Origin of the sequence: Bradyrhizobium sp. SHOUNA76 (assembly GCF_023006445.1) — a bacterium.
Lineage (GTDB): Bacteria > Pseudomonadota > Alphaproteobacteria > Rhizobiales > Xanthobacteraceae > Bradyrhizobium.
Genome location: NZ_JALBHA010000006.1, coordinates 47,615 through 57,708, shown reverse-complemented (window position 1 = coordinate 57,708; position 10,094 = coordinate 47,615). Strand labels below are relative to the sequence as shown.

Sequence of the window (10,094 nt, the reverse complement as noted above, 5' to 3'; positions counted from 1 at the left end):
GACGATCCGTGCCGCGATCGAGACCGCCGGCGGGGAGATCGCGCCGGTGTCGCGGCTGATCACCGACGGCCCCGGGCGTGGCCCATCATAAGCGCACCTTATCCCGCCAAAGTGATTCCATCTTGGCGGCGGAACTGCTCCATCGGTAGCCTCTGGAGAACAGCGAGGAGTCAGATGCCATTTTCCGACTACAGGACGGCTCTCGTCACCGGCGCCTCGTCAGGCATCGGCCTCGCCGTCGTTGAGCGCCTGGCGCGCGAGGGGTTGCAGGTGCACGCGCTGGCGCGCAGCGCCGATCCGCTGAAGGCGCTGGCAGAGCGCGTCGGCTGCATTCCCCATGCCATCGACGTTCGCGACCTGCCCGCCATCACCAAGCTCGCCAGCAGCGTCGAATTCGACGTCCTCGTCAACTGCGCCGGCGTCGACCGGCCCAAGAAATTCCTGCAGGCCGATGCCGAGGATATCGAGCTGCTGCTCGACGTGAATCTGCGCGCCGTCCTGCATCTGTGCCGCCTCGTCGTGCCCGGCATGGTGGCGCGCGACCGCGGTCACGTCGTGAACATCACTTCGATCGCCGGCGCCTATAATTTCGGCGGCAACTCGACCTACCACGCCACCAAGGCGGCGGTCAGCATGCTGTCCCGTCAGCTCCGGATCGATGCCTTCGGCAAGCGCGTTCGCGTCACCGAGATCTGTCCGGGGCGGGTCGCGACCGATATCTTCGCCCACGTCCACGGCGACTCCGCCGCCACCCGCGCCGCCTTCATCGAGGGATTCGAGCTGCCCGCGCCGGAGGACATCGCCGACGCGATCGCCTTCGCCATTGCCGCACCGGTGGCGGTGAACATCGGCCATATCGAGATCACGCCGACCCTGCAGGTGCCCGGCGGACTGTCGACGGTCCGTCCCGAGCGCCCCGCCAGCCCTCCAGCCGTCACCTAGAACGGAGGCCGCGATGAAGGGCTTCGACCTCATGGCGATCCTGCTGAACCCCGAGTTCAGCCGCATGCTCGTCCACGGGGTGAAGATGACCTTCATCATCTTCGCAGCCTCCTGGCTGCTCGCCATGAGCCTCGGCATCATCCTCCTCGCCATCCGAATGCTGCCAAGCCGGATCGCCGACGCCCTGGTCGAGGCCTACGTTGCCTATCACCGCAACGTGCCGACGCTGGTGCAGCTGATGCTCTGGTACTTCGGCGTCTCCAGCCTGTTGCCCGAGCGGCTACAGGTCTGGCTGTCCGATCAGAACGGCGAGGCAATCTTCGCGGTGATCGCGCTCGGGCTGTGTCAGGCCGCGTATTTCAGCGAAGACCATCGGTCGGGCTTGCGCGCCGTGCCAAAGGGTCAGTGGGAGGCCGCCCGCGCGCTGGGTCACAGCTATCTTGGCGCGATGGCTTACATTCTGCTGCCGCAGGCGGTCCGCAACGCTATGCCGGCGCTGGTGAACCATACGGTGTCGCTGTTCAAGAACAGCAGTCTTGCCATGGCGATCGGCGTCACCGAACTCACGCATGCGGTGAAGGAGGTCGAAAACCAGAGCTTCCGCGCTTTCGAGACCTACCTGATCGCGACCGTCTTCTACCTCGCGTGCTCGCTGCTCCTGATGTGGCTTGGCTATTATTTCGAGCGGCGCAGCCGCATGGCGGGAGCGCTCTGACATGACGCTCCTGTTCAACATGATAGGCATCGTCAGCGACAACTGGCTGCTGCTGCTGGTCGGTCAGTTTCCGAACGGTCCGCTCGGCGGAATTGCCGCGACCCTGATCCTGTCGATTCTCGGCATCGCGCTGGCGTTCCCGCTCAGCGTGGCGATGGCGCTTGCTCGTTTGTCGCCCTGGCTCGTGCTGCGCTGGCCGGCGACGGCGCTGGTCTACGTCGTTCGCGGCGTTCCGCTGCTGCTGATCATCCTCTGGGTCTATTTCCTGCTGCCGCTCCTGATCGGCGAGAGCGTTCCCGGCTTCGTGACCATGCTCGCCACCCTCGTCATCTACGAGGGGGCGTTTCTCAGTGAAATCGTGCGGGCCGGAATCACGGCATTGCCGCGAGGGCAGATGGATGCGGCCCGGGCGCTCGGCCACAGCCACCTCGGTGCGATGCGCTACGTGATTTTGCCGCAAGCGCTGTTCAACATGATCCCGAGCATCATCAGCCAGTTCGTCTCCACCATCAAGGAGACGACGTTGGGCTACATCATCAATGTACCGGAGCTGACCTTCGCGGCGGGACAGATCAATAACCGGCTGCTGACCAAACCTTTCGAGGTCTATTTCATACTCGCCATCATCTATTTCATCGTGTGCTGGACTCTCACCAAGCTGGCCAGCACGCTCGAGCGTCGGATTGCCGCCCGCCGCGCCCAATCCACGAATGGCCTCGCAGCCCCCGCTCTGGCGGCCGCGTCGGCCGGCGCCTCGAGGACATGATCATGTCGCACCAAGCCCCGAGCAATACGGCAGCGCCGATGATCGAATTCATCGGGATCAACAAGTTCTACGGTTCGCTGCCGGCCCTCGTCGACATCAACGCCGAGGTGAAAAAGGGCGAGGTGGTGGTGGTATGCGGCCCCTCGGGCTCAGGCAAGTCGACGCTCATTCGCACCGTCAATCGGCTCGAGGAAATCCAGTCGGGAGTGCTGCGCTTCGACGGACAGGATGTCCACGCCAAGATAGGCAGCTCGACGATGAACCACCTGCGCAGCCGCATCGGCTTCGTGTTCCAGAGCTTCAACCTGTTTCCGCATCTCAGCGTGCTGGACAATGTGATGCTGTCGCCGGTGAAGGTGAACGGCATCAAGCGGAGCAAGGCGCGGGAGATCGCGCGTCAGCTGCTCGACCGGGTCGGGCTTTCCAGCAAGGCGGAGAACTATCCGGCGCAGTTGTCCGGCGGCCAGCAGCAGCGTGTCGCGATCGCGCGCGCGCTGGCCATGGAGCCGCCGGCGATGCTGTTCGACGAGCCGACCAGCGCACTCGATCCGGAAATGGTCGGCGAAGTGCTGTCGGTGATGCGGGGGCTCGCTCGCGACGGCATGACCATGATGTGCGTCACCCACGAGATGAATTTCGCACGCGATGTCGCCGACCGTGTCTGGTTCATGGATGCTGGGCGCCTGCTCGAATCGGCGCCGCCCAGTGCGTTCTTCGGCTCGCCCCAGCATCCGCGCGCGCAGCGCTTCTTGTCGGACCTGCGGGCGCGATGACGACGCTCGCCTTCAATGCAAAACAGGGAGTTTGGAATGTCGATTGGTACTGAGATTGGAAAATGCACGCTCCGCGCGGCAATCGTCGCCGCCGGCCTGAATTGCCTCGCCCCGGTGGCGATGGCCGATCAGCTGTCCGATATCATGCAGCGCAAAGAACTGCGTTGCGGCACCTTCGCCGACGTACACCCGTTCGCCGCGCCGGACGCGAAAACGCGCGAGATGGTGGGCTTCGATGTCGACCTGTGCAGAGCCATCGCCAAGCGCTGGGGCGTAGAAGCGAAGATCAGCCCGCTCTCGGTCGAGGCGCGGGTGCCCGAGGTCAAGCTCGGCCGCGTCGACATCACGGTCGCCAATCTCGCCTATACGCTGGGCCGCGCCGAGCAGATCCAGTTCTCCGACCCGTACTACCTCGCCAAGGAGATGCTGGCGGTGAAGGCATCGGACCCAGGCGCCACGAAGGCCGACTTCAAGGGCAAGCGGCTGGCCTCGACCAAGGGATCGACCTCCGAGCTCGCGATCAAGCTGAACGAATCGGACCCGCTCACCTTCGTCGACACCGGCTCAGCCTATATGGCGGTCCAGCAGAACAAGGCGGTTGGAATGGTGGCCAACACCATGACCATCACCAAGCTCGTCAACGAATCCAAGTCCGCCGGCCAGCCGCTGAAGATGATCGAGGAGCCGATGGCACTGCAGCCGATCGGCATCGGCATGAAGAAGGACGAGCCGGCGCTGCTCGCCAAGGTCAACGAGACACTGCTCGCGCTCGATCAGGCGGGTGAGATCAACCAGCTCTGGGACAAGTGGCTCGGCCCGACCACCGAGTTCAAGATGACCCGCTCTGACAAGGTCGTGCCGCTCAGCCAGCTCAAGTTCACGCCGCTCCCGTGAGCCGTGCCGCCGGGATCGGCGCCTCGTTCCCGGCCACCGAACGATGAACAAGCGGCTGAAGCGATCAAGGAGAATGGATTCGTAATTGCCGATTTCACTCGCGATGGCATTCCTGTACAGCTTTGCCTTGACGGTGACTCCCATGCGCTGAACGAGCTGGTTCGGCCCGAAAGTGGTGGAGGTCGAGAGGCAAATGAGCCGTTCACCTGCCTAGTTCCGATTAGGTTCGGCCAGACAGTTGGATCTCAGCGCGATGAACGACGCCTAGTTGCTCCACGACCCAGTCTGCGAAAGCTCGCACCGCCGATCTCTGTCGGCTGGCGGGGGATAGATGAGGCGATGACCGACGTAGCGGATAACATTGGCGCATTCCGCCAATGGCGCGACTAATCGTCGACTGGACAGTTCGCGGTCGGCCAACAGCGTTGATTCCAGCGCCACGCCAAACCCTTCGCAGCTGTCGCAATCGCGAGAAAGCTACCATCGAAGCATGCCGTGTAGCGCAGGCGCTTCCACCCCGTTCGCCGCGAACCATTGATGTCACGGTACTTGCTTGACGTCCGAACGGATGAGCGTGTGTTCCAGCAGGTCAGTCGGCTTCTTTATCGACCTTGCGAGTGCGGGCGCGCAGAGCGGGGCAACCGTCTCCTCCACCAGAGGGACGACCTCGACCCCTTTGATATGCGAGGCGCCGCCAAGTTGCGCGATCAGGCGCGTTGCGAGCTCGCGTCCAAGCTGACGCAAGGCCGTTTGGAACGGCATTAGAAGCGGCGCTGCAGCGGTGGAGGGTGTGGCTGTACTAGTGCCTTGAATTCACATGGTCTTTTTGATTCGAAGAAGATAGATTTTGGAATTTATTCCTAGTGAGGGAACCGAAACCATCCTTGACGGAGGTGAGGGTGTCTGGGCGGATTGGAACTTCAGTTAGTTCGTTTATTTCACTTGTTGCGTTTATTTCGAATGTGGCGTGCCACGTAAAGCTGTACAGGGAGAAGATTCGATGACCATGCCAGCCTACGCCGAAGAGCTGGGGGGGGGGACTCGCCTGCCTTCCGCGAGCGAGAAGGCGGCAGCCAACCAGCTTCGTCAGATTCTCGCATCGCATGCGGCGGGAGACGCCAAACTGCGCGTGCTCGACGACGCGCAACAGGCTGCCGAGATAACCTTGTCGCCGGCCCTCTCAAGCCTCTTGATGGAATTGCTTCGGCATATCGGTCGCGGCGATGCGGTGACGCTCGTGCCTGTGCATGAGATGTTGACCACGCAGCAAGCTGCCGACATCCTGAATGTCTCACGTCCGTTTCTAGTCTCGCTGCTTGAGAAGAACGAAATTCAGCACGTGACGGTGGGGCGTCATCGCAGGATTAGGGCAGAGGACTTATTCGCATATAAGCGCACGCGCGATGAGAAGCGAGGCAACGCGCTTGCGAATCTCGCCGAGCGCGACGCGGAGCATCTGTAAGCTTGTTTGCAAACCGTTTCACCGCATTCGTGGATGCGTGCTCGCTTGCAAGCGCGCTCAAAAGGAACCTGCTCCTCTCCTTGGCGGAGGCAGAATTTTTTCGTCTCCGCTGGTCGACCCGCGTCCTGGGTGAGACTGAAGCAGCTATCGAGGAAATCTTGAGCGGCAAAGGCTTTGACGATGCAAAGGCGCGCGCGAAGCAGGCGCGCGCCAGTATGGAAGCTGCCTTCGAGCCATGGTTACAGATTTTGACAACTTCTTGCCGGTTGCGGCGGGTGTGCCCGATCCCGCTGATCACCACGTTGTTGCTGCGGCCGCCAAGACGCAAGCCGCAATGATCATCACTGAAAGCCTTAAGGACTTCCCGGCGACAGTACTTTCCGACCTGAACATGGAGGCGAAATCCGCCGACGCTTTCATTGCGGATACCATCGCACTTGACGAAGCGCGCGCTGTTGCAGCTATTCGGCGTATGCGCGAACGTTTCAAGAAACCGGAAATGACGCCAGCGGAGCTATTGCTCGTGATGGAGGCTGCGGGACTGATCGAGACGGTTGACGTGCTAAGGCCACATGTCGAATCTCTCTAGCCGATGACGATTTAGTAACTAATTTGACGCAGCTTTCGGTAGATTCTGGCGCCAAGTCAGCTTCGGATATTCCATAATGCAGGTTATTCGGATCAATAAACTCGTTGCTAATCAACAGCATCGCTGGTGTTTCGTCGCGTGGCGTCCAAGGGTCGCCCCTGCCGTCTGATCTAGCCAAAGCCATCACTCGACGGCTGCCAGCGCGGTGTTGTGGCTTCAATCAGGCATCAGAGGACGCTCAAATCGTGCTCGAGGCTTCGCGTCCACGCGACAACGGCTCTGACGACGGCGGCCGGTTGTTCAGAAGGAAGGGCGTGACTCGCGTCTGGCACCACGACCACGCTCACGCGACCCCTAAATTCCCTTGCAGTTCGCCTATCGTATCACGCGGTCGAAATGGATCATCCGCCGCTTGCAGATTGAGTATCGGCGCAATGCCGCCCGCCCACCAAGAGCCTCGTTTTGTATTCAGGCCGGCGGACCGCTGGCTCTCCATGACCTCCTTGTGCCATCCCTTGATCCAAGGCGACGCATCTTGACCAGGAGCGAAGAAGGCGAGCTCGGGCGACTCAATCGTGGTCGCAATGGTGTCGTCCACCCAGTGGACCTGCACTAGTCGATATGTAACGGCGAAAGCAGAGTAAACGCACGCCGACACTGCGCTGCGCGCGCCCACCTGCCGCAACTGCCCCGTTGCCAAGGCGAGCTGCACCAATCTACCTAGAAGTCGGATCTTGAAGCGCTCGGGGCACTCGCCATCTTGTCGATGACGATGAACGAAGAGTAGGCCTATGCAAGCTCAAAGTCCTCAAGCATAGGCGCGTGCATATCACGCTCAAATTTCTCATAGGACCACGGATAGGAGGCCACATTTCCGTTCTTGTCGATATACCAGCTTCGGCAGCCGGACGCCCAAATGGAGCCAGCCACCTTCTCCCTGAGCGCATCATTGTAAGCTTCCGTTGCAACTGATCTCGGCGAGATTTCTCGTGCCGAACCCGACTGCAGCAGAGACACCAGTTGAAGAAGGTAGGCCAACTGGCGTTCGACCGTCATGAGGAACGAGAAGTTTCCGATCGGGCTGTGCGGCCCCCCCAACATGAAGAAGTTCGGAAACTTCGGAACGGCGATCGCCCGGTACGCGGTGTTGCCATCCGCCCACTCTTCACTCAGCGCGTTGCCGTTGCGGCCGATGACGATCATCGGACGGAAGAGCCGATGTGGATCGAATCCCGTTGCCAGCACGATGCAGTCCAGTTCATGCAGACGCCCATCCGTGGTGCGTACCCCGCCTGCCTCGATATGACTGATCTTCGTAGTTACAAGCTCGGCATTCGGTTTCTGGATCGCGGGATAGAAGCGGTCGGAGATGATCAGGCGCTTGCAACCCATCTTGTAGTCCGGCGTCAATCGAGCCCGCAGTACCGGATCCACGATACTATCCAGATTGTCCTGGCAGGCTTTCGCCATCGATTCATAGACTTCCGCATTTTCACCCGCGAGCGCCGCACAGAACGTGCCGTTAAATACCTGCGCGAGCTCTCGGTATTTTTGGTCCATCGATTTGGGGTCGGCGCGATAGCGCGCCTTACGTTCCTCCGAAATCGGCGCATTCGGTTGCGGCATGACCCATTGTGCCGTGCGCTGAAACAACGAAACCTTTGTCACTTCATCGACGATGGCCGGCAAAATCTGGGCGGCAGTCGACCCAGTGCCAATGATCCCGACGCGCTTGCCTTGCAGGTACACACTGTGATCCCAGCGCGCAGTATGAAAAACCGGGCCTTGAAACTCCTTTAGGCCTTCAATATCCGGATAGACGGGATGGTGGAGAACTCCTGTGGCCGTGATAACGACGTCAAATGCACCTTGATCGCCCCGCGTCGTCCGGACGAGCCACTGGCCATCCCTGTAAATCGCTTCGATCACCTCGCTGGAATACTGGATGAGTTCATCGATCCCGTGGCTGGTTGCGACGCCCTTCAAATATGCCTGAATCTCAGCGCCGGGAGCATAGCGCTGGCTCCAATCGGGGTTTGGGGCAAAAGAGTATCGGTAGAGATGCGACGGCACATCGCATGCCAGCCCGGGATAAGTATTGTCCCGCCAGGTACCGCCGAGATCGTCGGCCTTTTCAAAAAGCACCATGTCGGTGACGCCGATATCTCTTAGCTTTTTGGCGGCCATGATGCCAGACGCGCCTGCGCCGACGATGGCTACCCGCAACTTCCTGACCTTACCCATACCTGGTCCTTCCGGCATTTCGCGCCAATACAGATTGTTTCATTTCGCCAGTACGAAGACCGTCGGGCGCGATCAATGCGTCTTCAACGTATCGCGAAGCTTTTGCTTCTGGACTTTTCCGGACGCCGTCATCGGAAGCTGATCGATCAGAATGACGCGGCGCGGAATCTTGTAGCTCGCCAGTTTGCCGCGACAGAAATTGATCACTTCCTCCGGATCGACCACGACCCCAACCCGAGCAACCACGAACGCAACTGCGACCTCGTTCAATCTGGAGTCCGGACATCCCACGACCGCGACTTGCGCGATCTCGGGAAGTTGCGTCAGAAGAAGCTCAACTTCGGCCGGCGAAACATTTTCACCTCCGACCTTCAGCATGTCCTTGTAGCGTCCGACAAACCGAAGATGTCCGTCTGGACGGATCAGTCCGGCATCGCCGGTGTGCAGCCAACCGTCCTGGTCAACCATCTTCGCGGTCGCCTCGGCATCCTTGTAATATCCAAGCATGCAGCAATCGCTGCGTTGCAAGATCTCGCCCTGCTGCCCCTGTGGAACGTCATCTCCCGTCTCGGGATCAACGATCCGGATTTCGACCCCGGGCATGGGATAGCCGGAAGCCATGCAGCGCTTGTCCTCGTCGTCGTCGAGGAAGCTCAAGGTTTGACCGCTCCACGTCTCGGTCATGCCCCAGCCGGACAGCGTCCGGCATAGTTGCCGTTGGGTCTCGACGGCGATCGGAATCGAATTCTCCAGGCCAGCGGCGAAACAGCCGGTGCGAAGCGTGCCCAGGCCGACCTTCGGAGACCGCTTTTTCGCCGCTATCAAATCGCTGAAATGAGTATCGTACCCGTACAGCATCGTGACGTGCTCGCGCTCAATGAGACCTAGCGCCGCGGCTGCGTCGAAAGTCTCCATCAGCACCTGTTTGGCGCCGGTCAGAACGCTATGCAGCACGATGTAGCCGAGCGAGAACAGGTGGAATAGCGGGAGATAATTGAGCTGCACATCGGCAAAGGTCATGCCGAACAATGCGGCTCGCTGCGCGCACATGCCGATGCCGACGTGGTTGAGCATCACGCCCTTCGGATTGCCCGTAGTGCCGGACGTGTACATGATCATGGCAACATCGCCGGGCTTCACCGCCTTCAGGCGCGCGGCCAGTTCGGTTTCGGCGACGTGACGCGCGCCTGACATGAAATCTGCCCATGACCAGGAGCCGGGCAAATCACCTTCGTCGACCATGATGATTCGATTGAGCAGGGGACACGCCGTCGATCGGATATTTTTCCCGGTCCCGATGTGAACGGGTCCCAGCACGTCCCTCACCATCGCTCCAAAGTCGATGGGGCCACCGCGATTAACGGTAATCAGGGTGACGCAGTCGCTTTGTCGCAACGCATAGTTCAGGTCGTTGACCCTGTATCTGGTATTCAATGGAAAGATGACGGCGCCGATCTTGATGACTGCGAAGAAAATGAACAGGAACTCGGGCCGATTGGTCACCCAGACCGCGACATGCTCGCCGTGCTTCACCCCCGCGTTGATGAGGGCCTTTGCGACCTCGTTCACCTCGGCATCGAACGCTTCATAGGTCCAGCGGCGATCATTGAATACCAACGCCTCTCTGTGAGGCCATTTCCGGGACGCTTCGGCCGGCAAGGCGCCCAACGTCAATTTCGTCAACCCGTCGCTCATACCTACGCCTTCGA

11 protein-coding genes and 1 pseudogene are annotated in these 10,094 nt (G+C 60.5%); 8 read left to right on the top strand and 4 right to left on the bottom strand.

What is annotated here, in order from left to right:
* Window positions 1-174: 174 nt before the first annotated feature.
* Genes MOV74_RS02205 through MOV74_RS02185 form a run of 5 tightly spaced genes read left to right on the top strand, consistent with a single transcriptional unit; the run spans window position 175 to window position 4,090 of the window.
* Window positions 175-942: an SDR family oxidoreductase gene (locus MOV74_RS02205; protein ID WP_246917298.1), complete on the top strand. Its 768-nt coding sequence runs from the start codon at window positions 175-177 to the stop codon at window positions 940-942.
* Window positions 943-955: 13 nt separating this feature from the next.
* Window positions 956-1,657 (top strand): amino acid ABC transporter permease, encoded by a 702-nt coding sequence (locus tag MOV74_RS02200; RefSeq protein WP_246917296.1) that lies wholly within the window; start codon window positions 956-958, stop codon window positions 1,655-1,657.
* Between the two features lies 1 nt (window position 1,658).
* Window positions 1,659-2,423: an amino acid ABC transporter permease gene (locus MOV74_RS02195; RefSeq protein WP_246917293.1), complete on the top strand. Its 765-nt coding sequence runs from the start codon at window positions 1,659-1,661 to the stop codon at window positions 2,421-2,423.
* A 2-nt stretch (window positions 2,424-2,425) separates the two neighbouring features.
* Complete coding sequence (locus tag MOV74_RS02190) at window positions 2,426-3,196, top strand: amino acid ABC transporter ATP-binding protein (RefSeq protein ID WP_404979101.1); 771 nt, start codon at window positions 2,426-2,428, stop codon at window positions 3,194-3,196.
* Between the two features lie 36 nt (window positions 3,197-3,232).
* Entirely contained in the window at window positions 3,233-4,090 is an 858-nt protein-coding gene (locus MOV74_RS02185; RefSeq protein WP_246917290.1) for an ABC transporter substrate-binding protein, read from the top strand.
* A 220-nt stretch (window positions 4,091-4,310) separates the two neighbouring features.
* On the opposite strand, the pseudogene MOV74_RS02180 reads toward MOV74_RS02185, so the two are convergent.
* Window positions 4,311-4,768: pseudogene (locus MOV74_RS02180) on the bottom strand (LysR substrate-binding domain-containing protein); the annotation flags it as partial.
* Window positions 4,769-5,090: 322 nt separating this feature from the next.
* On the opposite strand from MOV74_RS02180, the gene MOV74_RS02175 reads away from it, so the two are divergent.
* Genes MOV74_RS02175 through MOV74_RS02165 form a run of 3 tightly spaced genes read left to right on the top strand, consistent with a single transcriptional unit; the run spans window position 5,091 to window position 6,141 of the window.
* Window positions 5,091-5,552: a helix-turn-helix domain-containing protein gene (locus MOV74_RS02175; protein WP_246917286.1), complete on the top strand. Its 462-nt coding sequence runs from the start codon at window positions 5,091-5,093 to the stop codon at window positions 5,550-5,552.
* A 2-nt stretch (window positions 5,553-5,554) separates the two neighbouring features.
* Window positions 5,555-5,890, top strand: a complete 336-nt coding sequence (locus MOV74_RS02170; protein WP_246917284.1) for a hypothetical protein — start codon at window positions 5,555-5,557, stop codon at window positions 5,888-5,890.
* A complete protein-coding gene (locus MOV74_RS02165; protein ID WP_246917281.1) occupies window positions 5,887-6,141 on the top strand; it encodes a hypothetical protein in 255 nt (84 codons plus the stop codon). The genes MOV74_RS02170 and MOV74_RS02165 overlap by 4 nt, the downstream gene beginning before the upstream one ends.
* 343 nt (window positions 6,142-6,484) lie before the next feature.
* Here MOV74_RS02165 and MOV74_RS02160 read toward each other — a convergent pair whose 3' ends face one another.
* The 3 genes from MOV74_RS02160 to MOV74_RS02150 form a co-directional block, all read right to left on the bottom strand.
* Window positions 6,485-6,739 carry a hypothetical protein gene (locus MOV74_RS02160; protein ID WP_246917279.1) on the bottom strand — a complete coding sequence of 85 codons (255 nt, stop codon included), beginning with the start codon at window positions 6,737-6,739 and terminating at the stop codon, window positions 6,485-6,487.
* 191 nt (window positions 6,740-6,930) lie between these two features.
* A complete protein-coding gene (locus tag MOV74_RS02155; RefSeq protein ID WP_246917277.1) occupies window positions 6,931-8,385 on the bottom strand; it encodes an NAD(P)/FAD-dependent oxidoreductase in 1,455 nt (484 codons plus the stop codon).
* 72 nt (window positions 8,386-8,457) lie between these two features.
* Window positions 8,458-10,080, bottom strand: coding sequence for an AMP-binding protein (locus tag MOV74_RS02150; protein WP_258719483.1), 1,623 nt, complete (start codon window positions 10,078-10,080; stop codon window positions 8,458-8,460).
* Between the last annotated feature and the right edge of the window lie 14 nt (window positions 10,081-10,094).